Raw genomic sequence first — 26,985 nt, 5'->3', positions numbered from 1 at the left:
CCGTTAACGTCAAGCGTTTATTTTCAATCAATTTTGAAGCCGTTTTCGCCGTACTGAGTGGATGGTAGCACTTGAATCATGTGCCGCTCTCCGTGTCAGTGAGGCGGCATTATAGAGAGCTTTGAGATCTTGGCAAGGGCTATATTGAAGTTTTCTGACAAAAACGAACCGTTCGAACAAATTTCACCCTAAACGCTATTAAAATGCACAAAATTGCTTTGAAAAGCCCTTAACACGCTCCCAGTTAGTGTATTCCACCTCTTTACTTGCGTCCGTTTCCCCGCCTGTCATCTTCATAATGAATTGAATCATGATGCGATCAAAGAACCGATAACGGGGGTAATACAATGCACCAGCAAACACATCAATAAGTTCTGGCTGCCAAGGAGACAATTTCAGAAACTTCTGGACATAAACGCTACCCTCGGGCGTATCTTTCCCAGGTTTACGTGCAGTGAGGTTTACACAGAAAAAGGCAACTTTCCCGGAGTTGAGTTTAGAAAGGTTCTTTTCAATGAATTGGTATAGCTTTTTATTAAGGTGTCCATAGCGAATAGATGCACCAATCATGACTTTGTCATACTGCGTAAAGTCGACCTCAGGCTTCTCATGCAAATCCACCAGCTCACACTGATATGTAGCTGCCAATTCTTTTTCGATAAAGCGTAGAATTTTTACAGTCTGTCCTTCACGGCTAGAGTAAAGAAGAAGGGCCTTTTTCATAGTCATACCTATTGCGTGCTAACAGTAGCGTTAGCTTCGCCAAAATGTGGGAGTAAAGAGGACAAGTAACGTGAAGACTTCTAGTCGACCAAATAGCATGGAAAGAATCAGCACCCATTTAGCACTGCTATTTACATCACCAAAGTGAACGGCAACTTCGCCAAGGCCAGGCCCCAAGTTATTTAAGGTCGCCGCTACTGCAGAAAACGCACTCAACTCATCCATCCCAGTTGCTATAAGAGCAAGCATACAAAGGACAAACACCAGCGCATATGCTGAAAAGAAGCCCCAGACCGCATCAACAACCTGCTGTGGTAGCGCTTTATTACCCACTTTGATGGTGTATACCGCACGCGGGTGCACAAGACGTTTTAATTCACGAGAACCTTGAAGTGACAACAGTAAGATGCGAATCACCTTCATACCACCACCCGTCGATCCCGCGCACCCCCCTATAAAGGAAGAGAAAAGAAGTAAAACTGGTAAAAACAACGGCCATTCAGAGAAACTCGTTGTGGTGTAACCTGCTGTCGTCGATATAGACACGGTTTGGAAGAGCGCTTGGTTGAAAGCCTCAAATTCTGAATCATATGTACCATGGTCTAACAGCATGCCGAATACGATCGCCAGAAGAATAATTTGAATAACGATAAAGGCACGAAATTCTGGATCTTTAAAGTAGAAGCCTGGGTGGAGCTTCCCACTGGCAAACGCCGCAAAGTGCAACGAGAAATTACACGCAGATATAAAGAGGAAAAATACGGTGATGAAGTTAATCGCCGAACTGTTGAAATGGCCAATGCTGGCGTCATGAGTTGAAAACCCGCCAATTGCAACCGTTGAGAAACTGTGGCTTATCGCGTCAAAAACCGACATTCCGGCCACCCAATAAGCTGCCGCGCACGACACCGTCAAAGCCAGATAGATATACCAAAGCGCTTTGGCCGTTTCCGCAATTCGCGGCGTCATCTTGCTATCTTTTACTGGCCCTGGAATTTCAGCACGGTAGAGCTGCATACCACCGATACCCAATACGGGTAGAATGGCGACAGCCAAAACAATGATCCCCATGCCGCCGAACCACTGTAAAAGTTGACGGTAAAATAGAACTGCTTTCGGCAAGTCATCTAGTCCAACAATGACTGTTGCCCCGGTAGTAGTCAGGCCTGAAAAGGATTCAAAAAAGGCATCGGTCACTGACATATTGGGCTGCTCAGAGAGCATAAAGGGTATTGAGCCCGCGCTTCCGATAACTGTCCAAAACAAAACAACGATCAAGAAACCATCTCGTGCTTTCAGCTCATGCCGATACTGCCGGTTCGGAAACCATAGCGAGCCGCCACCAGCAAGCAAAAGGAAGAAAGTGAGAACGAAAGGAAAACCTTCACCATCACGATAAATGAACGCCACCACTGCTGGTGCCAGCATGGTGATACTAAATAGTGCCAGGAGAAGCCCGACGATACGGATAATTGAACGAAACTGCATAGCCTAAGAGGGCTCAATCCTTGTCTTCAGGTGAAAACCTGAATCATAAGTTATCATTTAGCCCGGCCACTCTTACCTGACCGCGAGTACGGTTTACAATTTCACTCGCCATCTGATCGGCACTCCGTGCATCCACTTCCACTGTCATCAACACATTATGGCTGAATTCAGCATTAACCTGAACCGCGTTATGGGATGCCAATATAGATTCTATCAAGGCAATGTGAGGGTATTCACAGCTTAATGTGAACTGGACCGTAATTGCCTTTTCAATTGTTGTCAGTTTTGTCAGCGCTTGCTGAACTCCGCCGCCATACGCTTTTACTAACCCTCCGGTTCCGAGCCGGATACCTCCATAGTAGCGTGTAACGACTGCCGTTATCTCTCCGACGCCTGAACCTGTGAGCTGAGCCAATATAGGTTTCCCTGCCGTGCCTGAAGGCTCGCCATCATCACTAAAACCCCAGCTCATTGAATCATCAGGGCGACCTGCCACAAAAGCCCAACAGTTATGACGAGCATCGTGATGCTTCGCTTTTATCTCAGCGACAAAGGATTTTGCACTTTCTATCCCTGACGTGTGCGCAAGATAAGTGATAAAGCGACTTTTTTTAATTTCCTCTTCTGACACCACCGCTGTGACAGGGATCAGATAAGGGGCGATATTCATTTCAAAGACCTATGATTGAAAAGGCGCAGGATATTAGCACAGTAAATGCTCCATATGGCGAACTGCTTTTGTCCGACAGCATACCCTCTCACGCTAGATGAGAAGTAGATCAAACACAGAATTCAAACAATCGTTTAACATTTTGTTTGCCTTTTCGGTTGGTGCGGCTCAGACTAGTGAGAGCTGGTCTTACCAGATCGAAACCCTACTTAACGGTAAACCAAATACCAGACGCAGAGCTGGCAATACGGAGATAGAACATGATTTACCAAGGTGACACTCTGTCCGTACGCTATCTGGAAGATGGCCTCGCGGAACTTAATCTCGACGCACCAGGTTCCGTCAATAAATTTGATCGTGCAACGCTTAAAAGCTTGGCTGAAGCACTCGATGCACTCGAATCAAAGACCGATATTCGCGCACTGCTGCTCACATCAGCGAAGTCAGCTTTCGTTGTCGGTGCCGATATCACCGAATTTCTGGATATGTTTTCGAGCCCAGAAGAAGAGCTCGCACAATGGATTGCCGATGCTAATGGCGTTTTCTCTCGCATCGAAGACCTTCCATTTCCAACTATTTCGGTCATCTCTGGCTTTGCCCTTGGTGGCGGGTGTGAATGCATCCTCTCCACTGACTTTAGAATTGCTGATACCACCGCACGTATAGGCTTACCTGAAACCAAGCTGGGTATTATTCCTGGATTTGGTGGCACCGTTCGTATGCCACGCCTTATTGGCGCAGATACCGCTATGGAGCTCATTACAGCAGGCAAAGAAAGCAAAGCAGATGCCGCGCTAAAGTTAGGGCTGGTTGATGCCGTTACTGCGCCAGATGATCTGCGTGATGCCGCCCTCGCTCTTGCCCAACAAGCCATTGATGGCAAGCTTAATTGGGAACAGCGCCGCTCACAGAAAAAAGCACCGCTTCAACTCAACAAAATGGAAGCAACCATGAGTTTCACCATGGCCAAAGGCATGGTGGCACAAGTGGCAGGTCGACATTACCCTGCGCCAATGGCAGCGGTTATTGCTATCGAAGAAGCGTCTCGCTCAAGCCGCGATGAAGCACTGCTGATTGAAAGTAAGCACTTCGTCAAACTCGTAAAAGGCCCCGTTACCCAAGCATTGGTTGGCCTCTTTCTTAATGATCAGTTTCTTAAATCCAAAGCCAAGAAAGCGGCTAAAGAAGGAAAAGATACACAACATGCTGCAGTACTAGGTGCCGGCATCATGGGCGGTGGTATTGCGTACCAGTCCGCAAGCCGTGGCGTGCCAGTTTTGATGAAAGACATCAGCCAAGCGTCATTAGAAATGGGCATGAAAGAAGCGTCAAAACTACTCAACAAACAACTTGATCGCGGGCGCATCAAAGGCGCCAAAATGGCTGAAGTGCTTGCCTCTATTACGCCTAGCTTACATTACGCCGGTATAGAGCAAGCAGACATCATCGTAGAAGCCGTAGTTGAAAATCCGAAAATTAAAGCGGCGGTATTAAGTGAAGTGGAAGGCTTGATCAGTGAAGATGCGGTTCTCACATCAAACACCTCTACAATCCCTATTGATTTGCTCGCCAAATCACTCAAGCGTGCAGAGAACTTCTGTGGCATGCACTTCTTCAACCCAGTACATCGCATGCCATTGGTTGAAGTCATTCGCGGTAAAGATACCTCCGATGAAACCATCTCTCGCGTCGTTGCTTACGCAGCAAAAATGGGCAAAAGCCCTGTGGTCGTTAATGACTGCCCAGGCTTTTTCGTCAATCGCGTTTTGTTCCCGTACTTTGCTGGCTTTAGCTTATTACTTCGTGATGGCGCTGACTTCACCAAGATAGATAAAGTGATGGAGAAGAAATTCGGCTGGCCGATGGGCCCAGCTTACCTGCTTGATGTTGTCGGCATTGATACGGCTCATCACGCACAAGCTGTCATGGCCGAAGGTTTCCCTACTCGTATGGCAAAAGACTATCGCGATGGCGTCGATGTCATGTTCGAGCAAAATCGTTACGGCCAGAAAAACGGTGTAGGTTTCTACAAATACTCGATTGACCGAAAAGGTAAACCGAAAAAAGACGTCGATGCCGATGTCGCGCCGCTACTCTCTTCTGTGGTTGGCAGCGAAACAAGCTTCAGCGATGACGAAATCATTAATCGCATGATGGTACCGATGATTAATGAAGTGGTTCGCTGTTTAGAAGAAGGCATCATCGCCACACCTCAAGAAGCAGACATGGCGCTGGTATATGGCCTTGGCTTCCCTCCATTCCGTGGTGGCGTATTCCGCTACCTAGATACCATTGGGCTACAAAACTACGTTGCGATAGCAGACAAGCTGGCCAACCTTGGCCCTGCCTATGAAGTTCCGCAAGGTCTTCGAGAAAAAGCAACGAAAGGCGAAGGGTATTTCGATGCCCAACGACAGTCAGCCTAACCAACACGGATATAGATTAAGAGGGAAATACCATGAAAAACGTTGTGATTGTCGATTGTATTCGAACCCCAATGGGCCGCTCCAAAGGCGGCGCATTCCGCAATGTTCGGGCCGAAGATTTATCGGCGCACTTGATGCGCTCACTGCTCGTGCGAAATCCGCAACTCGATCCTTCAGATATTGAAGACATCTATTGGGGTTGTGTACAGCAAACGCTCGAGCAAGGTTTTAATATTGCCCGTAACGCCGCCCTACTGGCTGGCATTCCACATTCAGTCGCTGCTACAACGGTGAATCGCTTGTGTGGTTCATCGATGCAGGCATTGCATGATGCCGCACGCGCCATCAAAGTTGGTGACGCAGATGTTTGCTTGATTGGTGGCGTAGAGCACATGGGTCATGTACCCATGACCCATGGCGTCGATTTCCACCCTGGCATGTCAAAATCCGTCGCAAAAGCGGCAGGTATGATGGGGTTAACCGCGGAAATGCTTGGTCGTATCCACGGGATTAGCCGAGAACAGCAAGACGAGTTTGCGGCGCGTTCTCACAGACGCGCTTATGCAGCCACACTAGAAGGTCGATTCAAAAACGAAATCATGCCAACCGAAGGTCATGATGGAAAAGGTGGATTGATACTTGTGGAGAATGACGAAGTGATTCGTCCGGAAACCACGGTTGAAACCTTGTCAGGTTTACGCCCCGTGTTTGACCCTGCCAATGGTACTGTCACTGCAGGTACCTCTTCGGCCTTATCAGATGGCGCATCAGCCATGCTTGTGATGAGCGAAGACAAAGCCAAAGCCTTAGGTTTACCGATTCGAGCACGCATCCGCTCAATGGCAGTAGCAGGCTGTGATCCATCAATCATGGGATATGGACCGGTACCAGCAAGTCATAAGGCACTGAAACGCGCAGGTGTCACAATTGACGACATTGGTATGGTTGAGCTTAATGAAGCTTTTGCCGCGCAATCATTACCGTGTGCCAAAGACCTCGGTTTACTGGACAAAGTCGACGAGAAAGTGAACCTAAATGGCGGCGCAATCGCGTTAGGTCATCCGCTTGGCTGCTCAGGTTCGCGTATATCGACTACGCTTATCAATCTGATGGAACACAATGATGTCGAACTGGGCCTAGCGACCATGTGCATCGGTTTGGGACAAGGTATTGCGACGGTCTTCGAACGCGTCTAATTCCCCAGTAAACCCAACCTCATTAAGCCGGGCTCATTGCTCGGCTTTTTCTATGTTAAACACCAGCAATAATTTATGCGAAAAACACATAGATAAAATGAGTTAGTTTCATTATTTTCATATCCTGTTTAGTTCTACACTGTACGCATATTGATAAACATCTATTTTTCTTCCCCTTTCCGGAGGACGCGCCATGTTCAAAGCTCTCGTACTCGATCAAGCAGACAAAGTCACCACCTCAAGCATCCAAGAATTGGAAATCAGCCAGTTACCAGAAGGTGATGTATTGATCGACGTTGATTACTCATCATTGAATTACAAAGATGGCCTCGCTATTACCGGCAAAGGCCGCATCGTTCGTGATTTCCCAATGGTACCGGGTATCGACCTTGTAGGCACCGTCGTTGAATCAACAGATTCACGTTACACCACAGGTCAGAAAGTCGTACTGACTGGTTGGGGCGTGGGTGAAGGTCATTGGGGTGGTATGGCACAAAAAGCACGTCTAAAAGCTGATTGGCTCGTCCCACTGCCAGAATCTCTGTCTGGCGACCAAGCAATGAAAATCGGCACCGCAGGCCTAACTGCAATGCTTTGTGTGCAAGCACTTCAAGACGCAGGCATTACACCAGAGAAAGGTGAAGTCCTTGTCACTGGCGCAAGTGGCGGTGTTGGTTCAGTAGCTGTGACGCTGTTAGCGAAGTTGGGTTACCAAGTGGTTGCCGTTACCGGTCGCGCTAGCGAAAACGGTGAATGGCTGAAAGCACTGGGCGCATCACGCATCGTTGAGCGTAGTGAGTTTGATGACGCAGGACGTCCACTTGAGAAACAACTTTGGGCAGGCGCTGTAGATACTGTTGGTAGCAAAATGCTCGCACGCGTATTGGCACAAACCGATTACGATGGTGCAGTGGCAGCTTGTGGACTCGCCGGAGGTTTCGACTTACCTACCACTGTCATGCCTTTCATTCTTCGTGGCGTGAAGCTACTTGGTGTCGATTCCGTTTACGCACCGTTTGAGCGTCGTCAACAAGCGTGGAAACGCATCTCTGAACTCCTACCTGCAAGCTACTTCGAACATGGTTGTTCTGAAATCAGTTTAGAACAGGTCGCGGAAGCTGCAGAAGCTATCACTAACGGTCAAATTAAAGGCCGTGTGCTGATCAAGCTTTAATATATCCAGCCAGTTCGTAAAAACGGAGCCTCGTGCTCCGTTTTTTATTATTCTTTTAGACCAAACCCATATCCTGAATTCGACTAGAGATAAGTTTGCCACACTCCTCCTTGATCAATTTTCGAAGCCAAATCTGAGCCGCGGAATGATCGGTTCTCGGGTGCCAAATCAGCGAATAATCAAATGGCTTAAATGCGAATGGTAACGGCTTGCTAACTAGGTCATATTTCTCGCCCACCAGATAAGCGAGGTCGGCAGGTACAGTGATAATCAGAGGTAAACTGTCTAACATCGCAATCGCTGCCTCAAGATGATAGGCACGAAGAGCAAGTTTAGGTGCAGGGTAGCCGCGTAACGCTCCATCAATTAGCGCTTTCACTCCATCACTGATCGCAATCACTGCATGGGGATAAGTCAAATAGTCATCCAGCGAAATTTCTTTTTCTGCCAAGGGGTGATTTTTCCCCACTAAACACAGCACACTCACTAAACCCAAGATATCAGACTGCAACGGATCGACTTGCCCTGTGGGACGACAAATCGCGAGATCGCAACCCTCACTCGTTAACTGACGCATTAATTGATCATGTTGAAGCGGAGCAAACTCAAGCGATAAACCAGGTGCTTCTTCATAGATACGAGGTAATGCAAACGGCAGAATTGTTTGCATCGCATAATCCGTTGTGGCGATTTTGAACTTTTGGGTACATTTCGCGGGGTCAAACTCTTCAGGAGATAATACCGTTCTTAGAGCATCTAATGGCGCCGTCAGTGATTGATTGAGCTCGAGCGCTTTCTGAGTAGGAATTAACTGCTGACCATGACGAGTAAACAAAGGGTCGTCGGTTAAGATTCGCAATCGACCAAGAACACGACTCATGGCAGACTGACTCAAATTAAGGCGAATAGCTGCCTTACTGACACTTCCCTCTTCCAGCAATACGCGCAAGGCAATCAATAGATTTAGATCGCGGCGATAGATGTCTTCGAGTTCCATAATTGGCCTAACAAATGGTAAGTTCGGCTAGTATACTGACGTTAGATTCGAAGCGGCAATTGTCATTGTAATTCGCCCGCACTCAAAGTTAACAAAAGCACAACATGGCGTTCTGTTTGTTTGCACTTCTCGCTTTTTATCTCACCAAATAACAGGCAAAAAAAATCCCGCATAAAAGCGGGGAAGCCCAAGAAAACTGGGTGTGAGTGTAGTCGATGAGTGAGTTAGCGTGCTGTGTCACTTTGTTTGGTTTGACCAAACACTGCGGTTAACAACATGTTAAATAAACTACACAATTAATTTACAAATCCAAGCCCTTGTGATTATTTTGTCTTCATAAATATGATCAGGGTTATATTTTTTATGTGATAGATGAATATGAACTCAGAATTTGGAAATCCGGATCACCTTTTAGACGCTAAAGGTCTGCGCTGTCCTGAGCCAGTGATGATGGTGAGAAAAACAATCCGCAACATGTCAGAAGGCGAGACTTTGCTTGTGACGGCTGATGACCCATCAACGACACGAGATATCCCGAGTTTTTGCCGATTTATGGATCACACTCTGGTCGCTCAAGAATTAGAGTCAGCGCCTTATCGATATTTGATCCGAAAAGGCTTGGCGTAACACCACCGCATAAAAAAAGCAGCCGAGGCTGCTTTTTTGTATCTGTTATCTAGTAAGACGACACTTGTTCTATCTCATTCAACCGCCGCCTCAACGATGCATTTTCCCGCTCAAGTTCCTGCACCGATTTTTTCATGGGCAGTATGTAACGAATCCGTACCGTTGAATCAACAGATAAGTAAGTGGTCACTATTGCACCAACAACCATGGGAAGCCACATATCGGTTAACAGCATGCCTAGAACATTTAAAGCAAGTGCTGTATGAAATAACCACCATTGGCTCTTAGGACTGATTGCGAGAAACCTGTCCATAACACGCTCCTTCATCACGATCAAACTACCTTCAAATTATCATGAACCATGCGGCTGAGGTGCGTAAAGTGTCACACAATCAGGCAGTGTCATGACAATTTAACGGGTCACAAAAGTAGCAATAGCTAACAACGCAAATAGAGCAGCAGTCACATACCGTACGATGCTCAAAGGCAGCGCATTGGCGGCTTTTTTTCCAAGCAAAACCACGGGGACATTCGCCAACAGCATACCCACAGTGGTACCTATGATAACCATCAGGAGCGCTTCACTGTACTGGGCCCCCAACACCGTCGTGGCAACCTGTGTTTTGTCCCCTATTTCTGCGATAAAGAATGCGATAAAGCTGGCGATAAATGGTCCGCGACTTGAAACACTTTCATCATCAAGCTTATCGGGCACTAATATCCACAATGCCATAACGGCAAAGCTCGCAATCAATACCCAACGCAGTACGTCAGGAGTCAGATAGTCAGCCACAACCACGCCTAACCAGGCCGCTAATGAATGGTTGAGTAATGTCGCAAAGAAAATGGCCAAGATGATAGGTAAAGGTTTGCGATAGCGACTCGCAAGTAGCAGAGATAACAGTTGAGTTTTATCACCAATTTCCGCCAGTGCGACAGTGGTGATAGAGATGGCTAGAACGCTCATTATTGTCTTCCGAGGCGAGGTTTATAATCGATAACAATGACAAATCTCACGCCCCGCCAAGTTCGTGTGATATGTCATTGGTCTCGTCAAACCTACGTTGCCGTATGTCGTCATTACCATGAAGCATTGTGGCTTCAACTATGTTGATAATGACCTCGCTAGCGCGAGAGACTACTCCCCAAGAGCGGGCGCATTTTATCCTCAAAAGTGAGACGATTTCAATCACCTTAATTTCAACGCGTCGAGTTCTGTCACTCCTATCGCGCTAGACGGACAAAAAACCGCCATCAGCGCTACTTATCCCACGACTAGCGCGTTATAATTGCGTGTTATTTTCCATTCATTTATTAACTGCGCGAACCTGACGATGCATAAATTCGACGTTAAAACTTTTCAGGGCATGATCCTCGCGCTGCAGGATTACTGGGCCCAACAAGGTTGTACTATTGTACAACCGCTCGACATGGAGGTAGGTGCTGGCACCTCTCACCCAATGACTTGTCTGCGTGCAATCGGCCCCGAGCCAATCGCAGCAGCCTATGTTCAACCTTCACGTCGCCCGACTGATGGCCGTTACGGTGAAAACCCTAACCGTCTTCAGCATTATTATCAGTTCCAAACCATCATGAAGCCGTCTCCTGACAACATTCAGGAACTGTACTTAGGTTCGCTGCGCGTACTAGGCATCGATCCTGAAGTTCATGACATTCGCTTCGTAGAAGACAACTGGGAAAACCCGACATTGGGTGCTTGGGGTCTTGGTTGGGAAGTCTGGTTGAACGGTATGGAAGTGACTCAGTTCACTTACTTCCAACAAGTAGGTGGCCTTGAGTGTAAGCCTGTGACTGGTGAAATCACTTACGGTATTGAACGCCTAGCCATGTATATTCAAGACGTAGACTCCGTCTATGACTTGATTTGGACTGATGGCCCATTCGGTAAAGTGACCTATGGCGACATCTTCCACCAAAATGAAGTAGAACAGTCGACCTACAACTTCGAACACGCAGATGTAGACTTCCTGTTCACTTACTTCGACCAGTGCGAAAAAGAGTGTAAAAAACTGCTTGAGCTTGAGAAGCCACTACCGCTTCCTGCCTATGAGCGCATTCTTAAAGCAGGTCACGCCTTTAACCTTCTAGACGCACGTAAAGCCATTTCGGTGACTGAACGTCAGCGCTACATCCTACGTATTCGCAACCTGACTAAGTCTGTTGCTGAAGCGTATTACGCCTCGCGTGAAGCCCTTGGTTTCCCAATGTGTAAAAAGGATGAGGAGAAGTAAAATGGCGAAGAATTTCCTGATTGAGCTTGGAACTGAAGAGTTACCACCAACACAGCTTCGTACCTTAGCTGAAGCCTTTGCAGCGAACTTTGAGCAAGAGCTTAAAGACGCTGAGCTAATGCATGAAGGTATTAAGTGGTATGCCTCTCCTCGTCGTTTGGCATTGAAAGTGTCTGCACTCGCAGAGCAGCAAGCTGATAAACAAGTTGAAAAACGCGGTCCTGCTGTTTCTGCTGCATTCGATGCAGAAGGCAATGCAACCAAAGCGGCGCAAGGTTGGGCTCGCGGATGTGGCATTACCGTCGACCAAGCTGAACGTCTGAAAACAGACAAAGGCGAGTGGCTGCTGTTTAAACAAGACGTGAAAGGCCAAGACACCAAGTCTATCGTTGTCGCACTCGCAGACAAGGCACTTGCTAACTTGCCAATCGCGAAGCCAATGCGTTGGGGAGACAAAGATACCCAATTCATCCGTCCAGTGAAAACGTTAACGATTTTGCTTGATGACGCGTTGATCGAAGGCAGCATCATGGGCGTGGCATCCGGCCGCACCATCCGTGGTCATCGCTTCATGGGTGAAGCTGAATTCACCATCGACAATGCCGATCAGTATCCAGCAATTCTGGAAGAACGCGGTAAAGTGATGGCGGATTACGAAAAGCGTAAAGCTATCATTGTCGCTGATGCTCAAAAAGCCGCAGAGCTGGTTGGCGGTATCGCTGATCTAGAAGATGACTTGGTTGAAGAAGTCACCTCTTTGGTTGAGTGGCCTGTCGTATTGACGGCAACTTTTGAAGAAGAGTTTTTGAAAGTCCCTGCTGAAGCCTTGGTTTACACCATGAAAGGTGACCAGAAGTACTTCCCTGTTTACAGTGAAGACAAGCAGCTTCTGCCGAACTTCATCTTCGTCTCTAATATCGAATCAAAAGAGCCACGCCACGTTATCGAAGGTAACGAGAAAGTTGTTCGCCCTCGCCTAGCGGATGCGGAGTTCTTCTTCAATACCGACCGTAAGCGTCCTTTGATTGACCGTTTACCGCAATTGGAAACCGCAATCTTCCAAAAGCAACTAGGCACAATCAAAGACAAGACCGACCGCATTACGGAGCTTGCTGGTTACATTGCTGGCAAGATTGGTACTGATGTTGAAAAAGCAAAACGCGCAGGCCTTCTTGCTAAGTGTGATCTAATGACCTCAATGGTCTTTGAATTCACTGAGACGCAAGGCGTGATGGGCATGCACTATGCGCGTCACGACGGCGAAGCAGAAGAAGTGGCTGTTGCGCTTAACGAGCAGTACATGCCACGTTTCGCTGGTGATGATTTGCCTAGCAATGGCGTTTCTTCAGCGCTGTCGATGGCAGATAAGCTAGATACTATCGTGGGTATCTTCGGTATTGGCCAAGCTCCAAAAGGCTCTGATCCGTTCGCGCTTCGTCGAGCATCATTAGGTGTGCTGCGTATCATCGTTGAATACGGTTATGACTTGGATCTGGTCGACCTTGTTGCCAAAGCCAAATCGCTATTCGCGCAAGAAGATGGAACAAGCCGCCTAACTAACGATAACGTAGAGAACGACGTTATCGAATTCATGTTGGGTCGTTTCCGCGCTTGGTATCAAGACGAAGGCCATAGTGTCGACGTGATTCAAGCGGTTCTTGCTCGTCGCCCTACTCAGCCAGCAGATTTTGACCAACGCGTTAAAGCTGTGACTCATTTCCGCTCTCTTGATGCTGCAGAATCACTGGCAGCGGCAAACAAGCGTGTGGGTAATATTCTGGCCAAGTTCGAAGGCCAACTACCAGCAGTTATTGATACAACTCTTCTCGTTGAAGATGCAGAAAAAGCACTGGCAGATAAAGTTACGTCTTTGGTTGATAGTCTTGCTCCGTTATTTGCGGCAGGTGATTACCAAACCGCACTGACGCAACTTGCAGACCTTCGCGAGCCTGTAGACAGTTTCTTCGATAACGTTATGGTCATGGCAGAAGATGAAGCGCTTAAGGCAAATCGCCTAGCATTGCTAAACACCCTTCGTAGTCAGTTTATGAACGTCGCAGATATTTCTCTGCTCCAGAAGTAAGCGCGTCAACGATCAGAAGCCTCGCATCATTGCGGGGCTTTTTTATATCTGCTTTCCAAGGAAATGTTCCACGTGAAACATCATTCTCGGCACGCCTTTCTAATTTATTAGGAAAGGTAAACTATCGATATAATCCAAATTCTAAGCTTCTCAGAAAAAGCGTTAAATCTGCGTTCATTTTGAACAGCGATTGCGGTATGTTTGACGGATCGCAACAGACCATAACTAAAGGACTAAGGTTTCGCACGTATGCAGTTTTCAAAATTTGGAACCAAGTTTTCTCAACACTCTGGCATTACACAATTGATGGATGATCTAAATGATGGCTTAAGAAATCCAGATGCCATAATGCTGGGTGGTGGCAACCCAGCAGCCATCCCTGAAATGACCCATCACTTTGCTGCGCTTAGCCAACAAATGCTAGACGATGGAACACTCGTTGCAGCACTATCAAACTATGACGGTCCACAAGGTAAAACTGCATTTATAGAATCTCTAGCCACAATGCTGAGTGACACCTACGGATGGCCAATAACAAGTAAAAACATCATGCTGACAAACGGCAGCCAATGTGCCTTCTTTTACTTATTTAATCTCTTTGCCGGTCATTACAACGATGGCAGTTTTAAGAAGATTCTTTTGCCATTAACACCGGAATATATTGGATATGCAGACTCAGGTTTGTCTCATGACATGTTTACTAGCTTTAAACCCACCATCGAGTATTTAGATAATCGCCAGTTTAAATATCATGTGGACTTTTCATCCCTTGAGATTGATGAGTCAGTCAGTGCCATCTGTGCTTCCAGACCAACAAACCCTACCGGTAATGTTCTAACAGATGATGAGATCGCTCAGCTTGATGTTCTGGCTCGAAAACATAATATCCCACTCATCATCGACAACGCTTACGGCGTGCCATTCCCTAATATCATTTTTGAAGACGTAAAACCCTTTTGGAATGAAAATACGATTCTCTGCTCTAGCCTTTCAAAGTTAGGTTTACCAGGTGTTCGATGTGGCATCATTGTCGCCGCAGAAGAAACGATCACAGCCCTCACAAATATCAACGGGATCGTGAGTTTATCACCCTGTGGCGTTGGCCCTGCGCTAGCCAATGAAATGCTGAAAAGCGGCGACCTGATTCATCTAAGCGAATCTGTTATAAAGCCGTTTTACCAAGCCAAGGCACAGCGAAGTGTAGAGCTTCTTCAGAATGCAATTCCCGATCCTCGTTTCAAAATTCATAAACCTGAAGGCGCTATTTTTCTGTGGCTTTGGTTTGATGAACTGCCAATCACAACAAAAGAACTTTACCAGCGTTTGAAAGCAAGAGGCTTACTCATTGTTCCAGGTGAATACTTCTTTATTGGCTCAGACAGTGGGTGGGAACATACACGTCAGTGCTTACGAATGAACTATGTTCAGGATGATGAGAAGATCCAAAAAGGCATCGAGATTCTCGCCGAAGAAGTTCAAAAAGCCTATCTTGAAGGGTAATGTTTCACGTGAAACAGTGAGCGAAAAATCCTAACTATTTGAGAGCCAGTTATTCACTAACTGGCTTCATATTTCAAGCATCCCCTCCGATCTCGCTATTATCAATCGCAATATTCCTACTGACATCTATTCGACATTGTTCTCAGTTCACCTAGCTACGCTCACTTCCCTGAGCAACACTAAGATAGAGTGACAAGTAGACGTTGGCGGACTCGAACAGCGAATATCCATACCTCATTAGACTTTCAGCCCGGTCACTGGACATTGGTAGAGCCATAGCTTCGTGAACATTAAACCCGCTATCTCGATGAAAATGAAATTTGAAAAAGTAGGGCCATGAGCCTCGGTTTAATTAATAGTGAGAGAAAGCGAGACCCATGATCAAGTGTTCCATGTGAAACATTTCTGTGTCTTCGTATCAGGACGGTTAGCAACGCGTGAATTAGAGATCGACATTGAAGTAGAGGGTGGATTGATATCAGGGACTCTTGTCACTGACGAACAATTCAACAACAGCGCTGTTTCAATATTAATCGGGGATCTGGCCTTACAGATAGAAACGGCAATCAAAAGGCTTTGCGAAATCAAAAGTTATAAATGATATCCACCAGCCTTCTAAACCACCAATACGTCAGTTTTCGTTTCGATAAACGAGGGGTTGGTAGATCATATATCCCATCGTTATCAGAGTCTGATCTCACCATTGATGTGTATGTGAAAGATGTACACTCCATCATTCAAACACTTTCAGATGTAAACGGCTTTAGGATATTTAATCTTATCGGGCATAGTGAAGGTGGGCTCATTGCTTTACTCGTAGCGCAAACGACATGTATAAATTCGTTAGTACTGATCGCAACGCCTGCCCTTCTTTTGCTGAAAACCTCATCAAGCAATATCAATTACGCGCACCACAATATACCAAACAAGTTAAAGCTATCCTTGAGTCCATAAACTAGGGTAAGGATATTCAATATGGCGATGAACATTTAGACGTCGTATTCCGACGTTCCGCTATTCCTTATATCAAGTCATGCATGTTTATCGACCCGCTGACAATAGCATCAACGTTGAACCGACCCATACATTCATACAAGGTGATAACGATCTTCAGGTTGGACTAACCAATGGGATGGGGTTTGAAGAGGTTTTGGGGAAAAATCATATGCATCTAACAATTTGTGAAGGCATGAATCACGTGCTGGTACATTCATCCAAAGATAAAGACCAAAACATCGATACATGCAATGATCCTACTCTACCAATACACGTTAAGCGTCAACGTGCATTTTTTTAAGATTTTTAGCTTTATATATCAACAAGTTAAATACACAGATGACGCTACGTAAAAAAACGCCGCTAATGCGGCGTTTGATACACAATTTTCAAGCAGCGAACGCTGTAAATGAAGAACTAGACGTCCAAGTTTGCTACTTTTAGTGCGTTATCTTCGATGAACGCACGACGTGGTTCAACATGATCGCCCATCAAGGTCGTAAACAATTCATCAGCTGCAACCGCATCTTGAACTGTAACGCGCAACATGCGACGTGATTCAGGATCCATCGTCGTTTCCCAAAGCTGATCAGGGTTCATCTCACCTAGACCTTTATAGCGTTGACGAGAAAGGCCACGGTTCGATTCTTTAATCAACCATGCCAGTGCATCAGCGAAGCTCTTCACTGGCTGCTTGCGCTCACCACGTTGAATGTAGGCGGTATCATCAAGCAGACCATCAAGTGCTTCAGAAAGGTCTGCGATACGCCCGTACTCTTTCGAGTTCAACAGATCGTAGCTGATAAGGTATTCATGGTCGACACCGTGAGTGCGCACAATAAGTTCTGGCTGATAAGCGTTATGTTCATCATCAAACTTAATGACTGAACTATATTGGCTTTCACCCGACGAGTTCTTATTAAGAACCGCAACGATATTATCAATCCACGCTTGAACGTTTGATTCGTTCTGAAGTGCATCAACAGCAAGACGTGGTTGGTAGACCAACTCATTCAATAGAGCAGACGGGTAACGACGCTCCATACGTGAAATCAACTTCATCACACCATTGTATTGCTTGATGAGATCTTCAAGTGCCATACCGCTAAGTGCAGGAGCATCTTGGTTAACAAACAATGATGCATTCTCAAGTGCAAGGGCAACTTGGTATTGCTCCATCGCTTCATCGTCTTTGATGTATTGCTCTTGTTTGCCCTTCTTCACTTTGTAAAGTGGTGGCTGAGCGATGTAGATATAACCGCGCTCAATCAGTTCAGGCATTTGACGATAGAAGAAGGTCAACAGTAGTGTACGGATGTGCGAACCATCGACGTCAGCATCGGTCATGATAATGATGCTGTGGTAACGGAGCTTGTCTGGGTTGTACTCATCACGACCGATACCACAACCCATCGCCGTGATCAGCGTGGTCACTTCTTGTGAAGACAGCATCTTGTCGAAACGCGCTTTTTCTACGTTAAGGATTTTACCTTTAAGTGGAAGAATCGCTTGGTTCTTACGGTTACGACCCTGCTTGGCTGAACCGCCAGCAGAGTCCCCTTCCACTATGTATAGTTCAGACAATGCTGGGTCTTTCTCTTGGCAATCTGCAAGCTTACCTGGCAGGCCGCCTAAGTCTAATGCACCTTTACGGCGTGTCATTTCACGTGCTTTACGTGCAGCTTCACGCGCGCGTGCTGCATCAATGATCTTGGTGCAAACGATCTTAGCGTCTTGAGGGCTCTCAATCAGGAACTCACTCAATTTTTCGTTCATTGCAGACTCAACCGCTGACTTCACTTCTGAAGAAACCAGTTTGTCTTTTGTTTGGCTTGAGAACTTTGGATCCGGCACTTTTACCGAAACAACAGCCGTCAGACCTTCACGAGCATCATCACCGGATGTAGCTGCGTTGGCTTTCTTCGAATAGCCTTCTTTTTCCATGTAGCTATTGAGCGTACGTGTCAGCGCTGCACGGAAACCAGCGAGGTGAGTACCACCATCACGCTGTGGAATATTGTTGGTAAAACAGTAGATGTTCTCTTGGAAACCATCGTTCCACTGCATTGACACTTCAACCGTCACGCCATCTTCGCGCTCATGTTCGAAATGGAACACAGACGGGTGAATTGGAGTTTTGTTACGGTTCAAGTGCTCAACAAACGCACGAATACCACCTTCATAAGTGAAGTGGTCATGTTTGTCTTCTTCGCGCTCGTCAGAAAGACGAATAGACACGCCAGAATTCAGGAATGACAATTCACGAAGACGTTTAGCAAGAATCTCGTAATGGAAAAGAAGATCAGTGAAGGTTTCGCCAGATGGCCAGAAACGGATGCGAGTTCCCGTTTCGTCTGTATCGCCAATCGGGGCGAGTGGCGCTTGAGGAACACCATGAACATACACTTGCTGGTGGATTTGACCATGACGCCAAATAGTCAGCTCAAGCTTCTCAGACAAGGCGTTAACAACCGATACACCTACACCATGAAGACCACCCGATACTTTGTACGAGTTATCATCAAACTTACCGCCTGCGTGAAGTACCGTCATGATAACTTCAGCCGCTGACACGCCCTCTTCTTCGTGGATATCTACAGGAATACCACGACCATCATCTTTTACAGAAACAGAACCGTCTTCGTGGATAGTCACCACGATATCATTACAATGACCAGCAAGAGCTTCATCGATAGAGTTATCGACGACCTCAAAGACCATGTGGTGCAAACCGGTACCGTCGTCAGTATCACCGATGTACATCCCCGGACGCTTTCGTACTGCATCCAGACCCTTGAGTACCTTGATACTCGATGAATCGTAATTGTTGGACATTGAGTTACTCTCGCTTAATTTATTCTGCGGCTATTTTACCGTGTTCCACATGAAACATCTTACTATTTTCGTCGGACATTTCAGCGACCTGATCGGCACTAATGGCACTTACAAATACTTGCGCACCGGTGGCTTTTAACTGCTCAGCCAAGAGCGCCCGACGCTGACTATCCAGCTCAGACGCAAAATCATCTATCAGATAGATGCATTGCTTACCTTTATCTTCAGTAAGCTGTTGGCCCTGCGCTAAACGCAGTGCACAAACCATCAGTTTGAGTTGGCCTCGAGACAAAACGTCTTCAACCGGCGTATTGTTAATACGCAAGCGTAAATCCGATTTGTGTGGGCCACTGACGGTATAACCGAGTTGCTGATCTCGAAGGAAGTTATCCTTCAGCAACTCAGCGTAATCTGTCTCTTTTTCCCAGCCGCGTGTGTAGCTGAGTTTTATTTCATACTCGGGCAAAAATGCCTGACACAAGGCTGATGCACGTGCTGCCAGCTTGGCTATATATTCACGTCGCCACGTATCAATTTGATTAGCTAACGGGGCTAATTCGGCATCCCAATAGCTTAATTCTCGATAACTTCTGGCCGTCTTCAACAACGCATTTCGCTGCTTGGTAAGTCGCTTAACACGAGACCAAATAGGGTAAAACTGAGGTTCCACATGAAACACTCCCCAGTCGATAAAAGCACGACGAAACTTTGGCCCCCCTGTCAGCAACTCAAACCCCTCGGGGGTGATAAGCTGCATCGGCAAGACTTCCGCCAATTGCACGAGCTTTTGCCCTTTCTCTTCGCCAATTTTCACATCAGCTGAGCCGTCACGATTTTTCTGAAGGCCAATAGGCAAAATTCTGTCAGAGTCAGGTGTACTTACACGTCCATGAACGACCAACCGGTCTTGTTGATATCGAATCACTCGCCCAGTTAACTGGCTGCGAAACGAACGCCCATGACCTAGATAGTATACCGCCTCTAGAACGCTGGTTTTACCGCTACCATTAGCCCCGACAAGAAAATTGAAGCCTGATGACGGGTTAAGGTCACAGGCTTCGATATTTCTCAGATCATGAATAGATAATCTGGTAAGCGCCATATTAAAGACGGATCGGCATCACCACATACATGGCATCGTCACTGTTACAGTCTTCAACGAGCGTACTTGCGGTACCATCCGACATTGAAAAACGGACTTGGTCACACTTCAAGGTATTGAGCACGTCTAGCACATAGCTAACGTTAAAACCAATCTCGAGATCGTCGCCTTGGTAGTCAACATCAACAAACTCTTCCGCTTCTTCCTGCTCAGGGTTATGCGCTGAAATACGCAACTGACCGTTGCTCACGTTCAAGCGCACGCCGCGAAACTTCTCGTTAGATAAGATTGCTGCACGTGATAAGGCTTGGCGTAATTCATCGCAGCCCGCTTCCATCGTTTTGTTCGTCGATTGCGGCATCACACGGCGATAATCGGGGAATCGGCCATCAACCAATTTTGACGTGAATATAAACTGGTTAACTTGCGCGCGAATATTGGCACTACCAATTTGAATGGTGACCGGTGCATCAGGTTGATCGAGCAAGCGCATCAGTTCGGTGACGCCTTTACGCGGAACAATCACCTGCTGGTTGTCTAAACTCGTTTCTAGCGCAGTGGTACCCACCGCCATACGGTGTCCGTCGGTTGCAACACTACGAAGCGTTGTACCGTCTGTTTCTAACAGCATGCCATTCAGGAAATAACGCACATCTTGGTTTGCCATTGAGAACGCAGTGCTCTCAATCAAAGCGCGCAAATTACCTTGAGCCAAGGTGAATTCGACAGTGCTCTGCCAATCTTCAATGTTTGGGAAATCATCAGCAGGCAAAGTCGATAACGTAAATCGACTACGCCCGGATCGAATCACCGCACGATCGCCTTCTGCAGCGAAGTTGATCGGCGCGCTATCAGGCAAACCACGACAAATATCGAGGAATTTGCGTGATGGTACAGTGACAGCGCCATCTTCCGACTCGCCATCTAATGCTATCGATGCAATCAACTCAACTTCAAGATCGGTACAAGTCATCGAAAGCTGACCAGACTGAACCTTCAAAAGAATATTACCGAGAATCGGTAACGTTGGTCGTCCCCCTAGCGCACCAGATACCTGTTGCAGGGGCTTTAAAAATAGGTCACGTGTAAGAGTAAATTTCATATTAAGACGACAGAGTCCGGATCAAGTTGGAATAATCTTCTTTTATATCGTGGCTTTCTTCGCGCAGCTGTTCAATCTTTCGGCACGCATGAAGTACCGTAGTATGATCTCGACCACCAAATGCGTCGCCAATTTCTGGAAGACTGTGGTTAGTGAGCTCTTTTGACAGGGCCATCGCCACTTGGCGAGGACGCGCTACTGAGCGACTGCGTCGTTTCGACAACAAGTCAGCCATCTTAATTTTATAGTACTCAGCGACAGTCTTCTGAATATTATCGATCGTCACGAGTTTTTCTTGCAATGCGAGCAAGTCACGCAGGGCTTCACGAACGAAATCAATGGTAATCGCTCGGCCAGTGAAGTTAGCATTTGCTATCACTCGGTTAAGCGCACCTTCTAGCTCTCGTACATTCGAACGCAGACGTTTTGCGATGAAAAATGCCACTTCATCAGGCAGGCGAATATTATGTCCTTCCGCCTTTTTCATCAAAATCGCGACGCGAGTTTCAAGCTCTGGTGGCTCAATGGCAACCGTTAGGCCCCAGCCAAAGCGAGATTTCAACCTATCTTCTACACCACTGATCTCTTTTGGATAGCGATCAGAGGTCAAAATGATTTGCTGGTTACCTTCCAACAACGCATTAAAGGTATGAAAAAACTCTTCTTGAGAACGCTCTTTATTTGCGAAGAATTGGATATCATCGATCAGCAATGCATCAACACTTCTATAGTAGCGTTTAAATTCTTCAATCTGGTTATTCTGAAGCGCTTTTACCATGTCTTGAACGAAACGTTCAGAGTGCATATACACCACACGCGCATCGACTTTACGATCGCTAATGGCATTACCCACGGCATGAAGCAAGTGAGTTTTACCTAAACCCGTTCCGCCATAAAGAAATAGCGGGTTGTAAGCAGCGCCTGGGTTATCTGCAACCTGTCGGGCAGCGGCAAGCGCCAATTGGTTCGATTTACCCTCAACAAAGTTAGTGAACTTATGTTTAGGGTTAACATTCGATCGGTGATTAACATCAGATTGAACCGGTGATGGTGCTGGCTCCCAAGTGCGGCCCACATTAGGTCTTGCCACAGGCGCTGCCGGTACCGGCGCAACTGGCTGACTTGGCGGTGCGACAGCAGCAACAGGTTTACTGCCGACCTCAAAGCGCAACATCGGCAAATCATTACCACAAAATTCGTTCAATAACTGATTAATACTATTCAGGTATTTATCGCGAACCCAATCCAAAACGAAACGGTTAGGCGCGAACAAAGTCAAAGTATTGTCATTTAACTCCGCCTGAAGCGGTCGAACCCACATGCTGAATTCTGTTGCAGGAAGATCTTCCTGAAGGCGCTGAAGGCACTGCAACCAAAGCGAAGATGACACGTCTGACTCCACACTTGATAAAGAAAAGGGAAGCAATTTTATACTTCTACGACAAGGATCGCTAGCGTGAAGATCTCTTTTGCAGTGAATAAGATCGAAGTTATACACACAGATCGCACATTTAACTGGCCGATCAACACAGTATTCCCCCTACTTACTCACAGAATCATGCGAAAAAAATGCAAATCAACGAAGATCCGATCCTTATCTATTGGCCGTTCTTCCTTTAGTTCTTCCTTTAGTAGACTGGCTTGATCGCCCCTCATTTTGATCTCAAAAAATAAGTTATGCATGTGTTATACCCTAGCTACCCTTATGTCCCACACAACTAACACACAGAATAAAGTGGATAAGATCGGTAAAGGATCCTTGCGATTGCCATTTGACCACGTATAATTGCGCGCCCTGAGGGTGGTATAAAACCATTCGTGGTTTTAACATTGACTATAAGTCAGTCAGTGATTACAATCCGCCCTCTTTGTTGAGAGGCGTCGGACTTTGTCCCACGTCGGGTTAACAAACCTAAAAACTGATCAGTAATTTTAAGGTAGAAACCATGAAACGCACTTTTCAACCTTCAGTTCTAAAGCGTAAGCGCACTCACGGTTTCCGTGCGCGCATGGCAACTAAGAACGGTCGTAAGGTTATCGCCGCTCGCCGTGCGAAAGGCCGTAGCAAGCTTTCAAAATAATCCCTAGTGATTATTTGTGAATAAGCTAGCTTTTTCTCGGGAGTTACGTCTGTTAACTCCCGAACATTTCAACTCTGTCTTCCAGCAACCTCATCGCGCTGGCTCACCACACTTAACTATACTTGCCCGCAAAAACACTCTTGACTGTCCACGTTTAGGTCAGGCTGTGCCAAAAAAACAAATCAAACTTGCCGTCGACCGTAATCGCTTTAAGCGACTCGTTCGTGAAAGTTTTCGTCTGCGTCAGCACTCGCTGCCAGCGAAGGATTTTGTTGTGATCGCAAAGAAAAGTGCAAATGAGCTCAGTAACGAAGAACTGAGAGTGCTGCTCGATAAGTTATGGCAACGTTTATCTCAACCACCGCGAAAAAAATAGTCATTGGGCTATTTCGCGGGTACCAACTCCTCATTAGCCCTCTGCTAGGGCCTCGCTGTCGATTCACACCGACATGCTCCCAATATGCCATAGAAGCGGTCACCCATCACGGTGTTGCAAAAGGGTGTTGGTTCGCGAGCAAACGTTTATTAAAATGCCATCCTCTTAATCATGGTGGGTACGATCCTGTGCCCCCGCGTCATCCTAATAATCGAGACAATTAGCAATGGATTCTCAACGTAATATTCTGTTGATTGCCCTTACGTTTGTTTCTTTCATGTTGTACCTCAACTGGAATGAAGCAACCAACCCTCAACCACAGGGTCAAGGCGTAACACAGCAAGCACAACACAGTGGTGATGTACCTGCCGGATCAGATGCGTCTCAGCCTCTGACGCAGGATTCCGTCTCTAATAAGCTGATCACTATCCACAGTGACGTGCTGACTCTGACCGTTGATACACAAGGCGGTGACGTTGTTCATGCCGAATTGAACAAGTACGACGCGGAATTCGACTCGGACAACAAGTTCGTTCTACTGAAAAATCAGCCAAATCATGTTTTCGTTGCACAAAGTGGTTTGATTGGCCCTGATGGCGTCGACACGGTTGATGGTCGTGCAGAGTTTTCGGTAAACGGCACTGAGTTTTCTCTGGCTGACGGTCAAGAAGAACTTCGTGTACCGATGACGCTAGTGAAAGATGGCATCACTTACACTAAGACATTCATCTTAAAACGTGGTGACTACGCGGTTGATGTTGACTACACCGTCGACAACGAAAGCGAAAAAGCTGCCACGGTTCAAATGTATGCACAGCTAAAACAAAACCTGATGGATGACGGTGGCAGCCTAACGATGCCGACATACACAGGTGGCGCTTATTCTGCTGATGACACCAAATACAAAAAATACAGCTTCGATGATATGCAGGATAAGAACCTTAACCTGACTATCGCAAAAGATGGCTGGGCAGCCATGATGCAGCACTACTTCGTTGCAGCGTGGATCCCACACGCTGAAGGCGAAGCGAATCTGTACACGCGTACTAGCAATGGCCAAGGCTTCATTGGTGTTCGTTACCCGACCATGACTGTTGCGGCTGGCACCTCTGCCACTATGGATGCAACTTTGTGGGTAGGTCCGAAACTTCAAGACCAAATGGAAGCCACTGCACCTAACCTAAATCTGACCGTTGACTACGGTTGGTTATGGTTTATTGCAAGCCCACTGCACTGGCTACTCGCTACCATCCATGGCTTCGTTGGTAACTGGGGTGTAGCAATTATCATCCTAACCTTCATCGTTCGTGGTGTGATGTACCCGCTAACTAAAGCGCAGTACACCTCGATGGCGAAAATGCGCATGCTACAGCCAAAACTGGCTGAAATGCGTGAGCGCATTGGTGATGACCGCCAGCGCATGAGCCAAGAAATGATGGAGCTGTATAAGAAAGAGAAAGTGAACCCGCTGGGTGGCTGTCTTCCTCTTATCCTTCAAATGCCAATTTTCATTGCACTTTACTGGGCATTGATGGAATCGGTTGAGCTGCGCCATGCGCCGTTCATGCTTTGGATTCAAGATTTGTCAGCGCCAGATCCATACTATGTGCTGCCACTTCTGATGGGTGCGTCTATGTTCCTTATCCAGAAGATGAGCCCAAGCACAGTGACCGATCCAATGCAGCAGAAGATCATGAACTTCATGCCAGTGATGTTTACCGTGTTCTTCCTATGGTTCCCAGCCGGTCTGGTACTGTACTGGTTGGTATCGAACATCGTGACACTGATTCAACAGACGCTGATTTACCGCGCATTGGAGAAAAAAGGTCTCCATACCCGCAAGTAATCGCTCTAACAGTGACTAAGGCGGCCAATGGCCGCCTTTCTTCTTTATGCATGCGACACTGCCAATTCGTATAATTGGTATACACTAAGCAACATTTTCCGCAGCAGGTTTAGCTTCATGACTCATTCAGACACTATTGTTGCGCAGGCAACCCCACCAGGACGCGGCGGCGTAGGTATCATTCGCGTATCTGGCCCAAAAGCCAAAGAAGTGGCCATCGCCGTCACTGGACGCGAACTTCCTGTTCGTCGAGCAGAATACCTTCCATTTAAAGATATCGAAGGTAACGCGCTGGATCAGGGAATTGCTCTATATTTTCAATCGCCAAATTCTTTTACTGGCGAGGATGTGCTGGAACTTCAAGGCCACGGTGGCCCTGTCATCATGGACATGCTGATCAAGCGTATCGTCGAGATTGAAGGCATTCGCACTGCACGCCCAGGAGAATTCTCCGAACGTGCCTTTTTGAATGACAAACTCGACCTTGCGCAAGCTGAAGCCATTGCGGATTTGATTGATGCCAGTTCTGAACAGGCAGCAAAGAGTGCGCTTCAAAGCTTACAAGGCGCTTTCTCCACCAAAGTAAATTCATTGGTGGAAGCACTAATCCACCTGCGCATCTACGTTGAAGCAGCCATTGACTTCCCTGATGAAGAAATCGATTTTCTTTCTGACGGAAAGGTCGCCAACGATCTGAATGGCATTATTGATACACTCAGCGGCGTTCGCAAAGAAGCCAATCAAGGCGCTATCATTCGTGAAGGGATGAAAGTCGTCATTGCAGGTCGCCCAAATGCGGGCAAATCTAGTCTGTTGAATGCACTTTCAGGCAAAGAAAGCGCGATTGTCACCGACATTGCCGGTACGACCCGTGACGTGCTTCGTGAACATATCCACATCGACGGCATGCCGTTACATATCATCGATACTGCTGGCCTTCGCGACGCCTCTGATGAAGTGGAACGCATTGGTATTGAGCGCGCGTGGGATGAAATAGCCCAAGCTGACCGCGTGCTGTTCATGGTAGATGGCACGACCACCGATGCCACATCACCAGAAGAAATTTGGCCTGAATTTATTGACCGACTGCCTCCAAATATGGGAATGACGGTGATACGCAATAAAGCTGACGTCACCGAAGAGTCGCTGGGCATTTGCCACGCGAGTCAGCCTACGTTAATTCGACTCAGCGCTAAATCAGGTGCTGGAGTAGATGCGCTTCGAGAGCATCTAAAAGCGTGTATGGGCTTCTCAGGCGCAACAGAAGGTGGCTTTATGGCCCGTCGTCGTCACTTAGAAGCACTTGATGCCGCGTCACGACATCTTGATATCGGAAGAGACCAACTCGAAGGTTATATGGCGGGAGAAATCCTCGCGGAAGAGTTACGTATCGCGCAACAATATCTCAGTGAGATTACCGGCGAATTTAGTTCAGATGATCTACTCGGGCGAATATTTAGCTCGTTCTGTATCGGTAAATAATCCCTCTAAAAGCTGCCACTCGGCAGCTT

General features: G+C 46.9%; 23 protein-coding genes. 13 read left to right on the top strand and 10 right to left on the bottom strand.

What is annotated here, in order from left to right; genetic code table 11:
• Nucleotides 1–198: 198 nt before the first annotated feature.
• From hemG to LRP50_RS21045, 3 genes are read right to left on the bottom strand one after another with little or no spacing between them, the layout of a single operon-like run.
• Nucleotides 199–723: a menaquinone-dependent protoporphyrinogen IX dehydrogenase gene (hemG, locus tag LRP50_RS21055; protein WP_274166401.1), complete on the bottom strand. Its 525-nt coding sequence runs from the start codon at nt 721–723 to the stop codon at nt 199–201.
• 30 nt (nt 724–753) lie between these two features.
• A complete protein-coding gene (locus LRP50_RS21050) occupies nt 754–2,211 on the bottom strand; it encodes a TrkH family potassium uptake protein (RefSeq protein ID WP_274166400.1) in 1,458 nt (485 codons plus the stop codon).
• A gap of 43 nt (nt 2,212–2,254) precedes the next feature.
• Nucleotides 2,255–2,881: a YigZ family protein gene (locus LRP50_RS21045; protein ID WP_274166399.1), complete on the bottom strand. Its 627-nt coding sequence runs from the start codon at nt 2,879–2,881 to the stop codon at nt 2,255–2,257.
• A 260-nt stretch (nt 2,882–3,141) separates the two neighbouring features.
• On the opposite strand from LRP50_RS21045, the gene fadB reads away from it, so the two are divergent.
• The 3 genes from fadB to acuI all read left to right on the top strand — a co-directional run bounded on the left by fadB (nt 3,142) and on the right by acuI (nt 7,677).
• Entirely contained in the window at nt 3,142–5,307 is a 2,166-nt protein-coding gene (gene fadB, locus LRP50_RS21040) for a fatty acid oxidation complex subunit alpha FadB (protein WP_274166398.1), read from the top strand.
• A 32-nt stretch (nt 5,308–5,339) separates the two neighbouring features.
• The gene (gene fadA, locus LRP50_RS21035; RefSeq protein ID WP_274166397.1) at nt 5,340–6,503 is read left to right on the top strand and encodes an acetyl-CoA C-acyltransferase FadA; all 1,164 of its coding nucleotides are present in this window, start codon (nt 5,340–5,342) and stop codon (nt 6,501–6,503) included.
• 193 nt (nt 6,504–6,696) lie between these two features.
• Complete coding sequence (gene acuI, locus LRP50_RS21030) at nt 6,697–7,677, top strand: acrylyl-CoA reductase (NADPH) (RefSeq protein WP_274166396.1); 981 nt, start codon at nt 6,697–6,699, stop codon at nt 7,675–7,677.
• Between the two features lie 55 nt (nt 7,678–7,732).
• Here acuI and LRP50_RS21025 read toward each other — a convergent pair whose 3' ends face one another.
• Entirely contained in the window at nt 7,733–8,674 is a 942-nt protein-coding gene (locus tag LRP50_RS21025; protein ID WP_274166395.1) for a LysR family transcriptional regulator, read from the bottom strand.
• Between the two features lie 378 nt (nt 8,675–9,052).
• On the opposite strand from LRP50_RS21025, the gene tusA reads away from it, so the two are divergent.
• Nucleotides 9,053–9,301, top strand: coding sequence for a sulfurtransferase TusA (gene tusA / locus LRP50_RS21020; RefSeq protein WP_274166394.1), 249 nt, complete (start codon nt 9,053–9,055; stop codon nt 9,299–9,301).
• A 49-nt stretch (nt 9,302–9,350) separates the two neighbouring features.
• On the opposite strand, the gene LRP50_RS21015 is transcribed toward tusA, so the two are convergent.
• Nucleotides 9,351–9,614 (bottom strand): hypothetical protein, encoded by a 264-nt coding sequence (locus tag LRP50_RS21015; protein ID WP_274166393.1) that lies wholly within the window; start codon nt 9,612–9,614, stop codon nt 9,351–9,353.
• A 99-nt stretch (nt 9,615–9,713) separates the two neighbouring features.
• Complete coding sequence (locus LRP50_RS21010; RefSeq protein WP_274166392.1) at nt 9,714–10,268, bottom strand: TMEM165/GDT1 family protein; 555 nt, start codon at nt 10,266–10,268, stop codon at nt 9,714–9,716.
• A gap of 367 nt (nt 10,269–10,635) precedes the next feature.
• Here LRP50_RS21010 and glyQ point away from each other — a divergent pair, with 367 nt between their 5' ends.
• From glyQ to LRP50_RS25770, 4 genes are all read left to right on the top strand, one after another.
• Nucleotides 10,636–11,553, top strand: a complete 918-nt coding sequence (gene glyQ, locus LRP50_RS21005) for a glycine--tRNA ligase subunit alpha (protein WP_274166391.1) — start codon at nt 10,636–10,638, stop codon at nt 11,551–11,553.
• Nucleotide 11,554: 1 nt separating this feature from the next.
• Nucleotides 11,555–13,636, top strand: a complete 2,082-nt coding sequence (gene glyS / locus LRP50_RS21000) for a glycine--tRNA ligase subunit beta (protein WP_274166390.1) — start codon at nt 11,555–11,557, stop codon at nt 13,634–13,636.
• Nucleotides 13,637–13,885: 249 nt separating this feature from the next.
• A complete protein-coding gene (locus LRP50_RS20995) occupies nt 13,886–15,136 on the top strand; it encodes a valine--pyruvate transaminase (RefSeq protein ID WP_274166389.1) in 1,251 nt (416 codons plus the stop codon).
• 597 nt (nt 15,137–15,733) lie between these two features.
• On the top strand, nt 15,734–16,090 hold the full coding sequence (locus tag LRP50_RS25770; protein WP_420791245.1) for an alpha/beta hydrolase: 357 nt from the start codon (nt 15,734–15,736) through the stop codon (nt 16,088–16,090).
• 459 nt (nt 16,091–16,549) lie between these two features.
• Here the strand turns inward: LRP50_RS25770 and gyrB are convergent, their stop codons facing one another.
• From gyrB to dnaA, 4 genes are read right to left on the bottom strand one after another with little or no spacing between them, the layout of a single operon-like run.
• Complete coding sequence (gene gyrB, locus LRP50_RS20990) at nt 16,550–18,967, bottom strand: DNA topoisomerase (ATP-hydrolyzing) subunit B (protein ID WP_274166388.1); 2,418 nt, start codon at nt 18,965–18,967, stop codon at nt 16,550–16,552.
• Between the two features lie 19 nt (nt 18,968–18,986).
• On the bottom strand, nt 18,987–20,069 hold the full coding sequence (gene recF, locus LRP50_RS20985; RefSeq protein WP_274166387.1) for a DNA replication/repair protein RecF: 1,083 nt from the start codon (nt 20,067–20,069) through the stop codon (nt 18,987–18,989).
• A 1-nt stretch (nt 20,070) separates the two neighbouring features.
• Nucleotides 20,071–21,171: a DNA polymerase III subunit beta gene (gene dnaN, locus LRP50_RS20980; protein ID WP_274166386.1), complete on the bottom strand. Its 1,101-nt coding sequence runs from the start codon at nt 21,169–21,171 to the stop codon at nt 20,071–20,073.
• A 1-nt stretch (nt 21,172) separates the two neighbouring features.
• On the bottom strand, nt 21,173–22,561 hold the full coding sequence (gene dnaA, locus LRP50_RS20975) for a chromosomal replication initiator protein DnaA (protein ID WP_274166385.1): 1,389 nt from the start codon (nt 22,559–22,561) through the stop codon (nt 21,173–21,175).
• Nucleotides 22,562–23,117: 556 nt separating this feature from the next.
• Between dnaA and rpmH the strand changes: the two genes are divergently transcribed.
• The 5 genes from rpmH (at nt 23,118) to mnmE (ending at nt 26,956) form a co-directional block, all read left to right on the top strand.
• Nucleotides 23,118–23,252, top strand: a complete 135-nt coding sequence (rpmH, locus tag LRP50_RS20970) for a 50S ribosomal protein L34 (protein WP_002540783.1) — start codon at nt 23,118–23,120, stop codon at nt 23,250–23,252.
• Between the two features lie 16 nt (nt 23,253–23,268).
• Nucleotides 23,269–23,628, top strand: coding sequence for a ribonuclease P protein component (gene rnpA, locus LRP50_RS20965; protein WP_028024442.1), 360 nt, complete (start codon nt 23,269–23,271; stop codon nt 23,626–23,628).
• The gene (gene yidD, locus LRP50_RS20960) at nt 23,592–23,852 is read left to right on the top strand and encodes a membrane protein insertion efficiency factor YidD (RefSeq protein WP_274166384.1); all 261 of its coding nucleotides are present in this window, start codon (nt 23,592–23,594) and stop codon (nt 23,850–23,852) included. Before rnpA ends, yidD begins: the two co-directional genes overlap by 37 nt.
• Nucleotides 23,853–23,854: 2 nt before the next feature.
• Nucleotides 23,855–25,474, top strand: coding sequence for a membrane protein insertase YidC (yidC, locus tag LRP50_RS20955; protein WP_274166383.1), 1,620 nt, complete (start codon nt 23,855–23,857; stop codon nt 25,472–25,474).
• 117 nt (nt 25,475–25,591) lie between these two features.
• Nucleotides 25,592–26,956 carry a tRNA uridine-5-carboxymethylaminomethyl(34) synthesis GTPase MnmE gene (mnmE, locus tag LRP50_RS20950; RefSeq protein ID WP_274166382.1) on the top strand — a complete coding sequence of 455 codons (1,365 nt, stop codon included), beginning with the start codon at nt 25,592–25,594 and terminating at the stop codon, nt 26,954–26,956.
• Nucleotides 26,957–26,985 lie beyond the last annotated feature (29 nt).

Source organism: Enterovibrio gelatinilyticus (assembly GCF_028683095.1).
In the GTDB taxonomy this organism is placed as follows: Bacteria; Pseudomonadota; Gammaproteobacteria; order Enterobacterales; family Vibrionaceae; genus Enterovibrio; species Enterovibrio gelatinilyticus.
Note: the sequence above shows the minus strand (reverse complement) of the source record. Positions and strands in the feature narration are given on the sequence as shown.

What these genes read in the sequence shown, in the direction of transcription:
- LRP50_RS25770 (WP_420791245.1), top strand. Translation starts at nt 15,734, where the DNA reads ATGATATCCACCAGCCTTCTAAACCACCAATACGTCAGTTTTCGTTTC.
- recF (WP_274166387.1), bottom strand. Translation starts at nt 20,069, where the DNA reads ATGGCGCTTACCAGATTATCTATTCATGATCTGAGAAATATCGAAGCC.
- LRP50_RS21045 (WP_274166399.1), bottom strand. Translation starts at nt 2,881, where the DNA reads ATGAATATCGCCCCTTATCTGATCCCTGTCACAGCGGTGGTGTCAGAA.
- glyS (WP_274166390.1), top strand. Translation starts at nt 11,555, where the DNA reads ATGGCGAAGAATTTCCTGATTGAGCTTGGAACTGAAGAGTTACCACCA.
- tusA (WP_274166394.1), top strand. Translation starts at nt 9,053, where the DNA reads ATGAACTCAGAATTTGGAAATCCGGATCACCTTTTAGACGCTAAAGGT.
- LRP50_RS21025 (WP_274166395.1), bottom strand. Translation starts at nt 8,674, where the DNA reads ATGGAACTCGAAGACATCTATCGCCGCGATCTAAATCTATTGATTGCC.
- fadA (WP_274166397.1), top strand. Translation starts at nt 5,340, where the DNA reads ATGAAAAACGTTGTGATTGTCGATTGTATTCGAACCCCAATGGGCCGC.
- hemG (WP_274166401.1), bottom strand. Translation starts at nt 723, where the DNA reads ATGAAAAAGGCCCTTCTTCTTTACTCTAGCCGTGAAGGACAGACTGTA.
- yidC (WP_274166383.1), top strand. Translation starts at nt 23,855, where the DNA reads ATGGATTCTCAACGTAATATTCTGTTGATTGCCCTTACGTTTGTTTCT.
- LRP50_RS21015 (WP_274166393.1), bottom strand. Translation starts at nt 9,614, where the DNA reads ATGGACAGGTTTCTCGCAATCAGTCCTAAGAGCCAATGGTGGTTATTT.
- rpmH (WP_002540783.1), top strand. Translation starts at nt 23,118, where the DNA reads ATGAAACGCACTTTTCAACCTTCAGTTCTAAAGCGTAAGCGCACTCAC.
- mnmE (WP_274166382.1), top strand. Translation starts at nt 25,592, where the DNA reads ATGACTCATTCAGACACTATTGTTGCGCAGGCAACCCCACCAGGACGC.
- dnaN (WP_274166386.1), bottom strand. Translation starts at nt 21,171, where the DNA reads ATGAAATTTACTCTTACACGTGACCTATTTTTAAAGCCCCTGCAACAG.
- gyrB (WP_274166388.1), bottom strand. Translation starts at nt 18,967, where the DNA reads ATGTCCAACAATTACGATTCATCGAGTATCAAGGTACTCAAGGGTCTG.
- acuI (WP_274166396.1), top strand. Translation starts at nt 6,697, where the DNA reads ATGTTCAAAGCTCTCGTACTCGATCAAGCAGACAAAGTCACCACCTCA.
- yidD (WP_274166384.1), top strand. Translation starts at nt 23,592, where the DNA reads ATGGCAACGTTTATCTCAACCACCGCGAAAAAAATAGTCATTGGGCTA.
- LRP50_RS21010 (WP_274166392.1), bottom strand. Translation starts at nt 10,268, where the DNA reads ATGAGCGTTCTAGCCATCTCTATCACCACTGTCGCACTGGCGGAAATT.
- LRP50_RS21050 (WP_274166400.1), bottom strand. Translation starts at nt 2,211, where the DNA reads ATGCAGTTTCGTTCAATTATCCGTATCGTCGGGCTTCTCCTGGCACTA.
- glyQ (WP_274166391.1), top strand. Translation starts at nt 10,636, where the DNA reads ATGCATAAATTCGACGTTAAAACTTTTCAGGGCATGATCCTCGCGCTG.
- LRP50_RS20995 (WP_274166389.1), top strand. Translation starts at nt 13,886, where the DNA reads ATGCAGTTTTCAAAATTTGGAACCAAGTTTTCTCAACACTCTGGCATT.
- fadB (WP_274166398.1), top strand. Translation starts at nt 3,142, where the DNA reads ATGATTTACCAAGGTGACACTCTGTCCGTACGCTATCTGGAAGATGGC.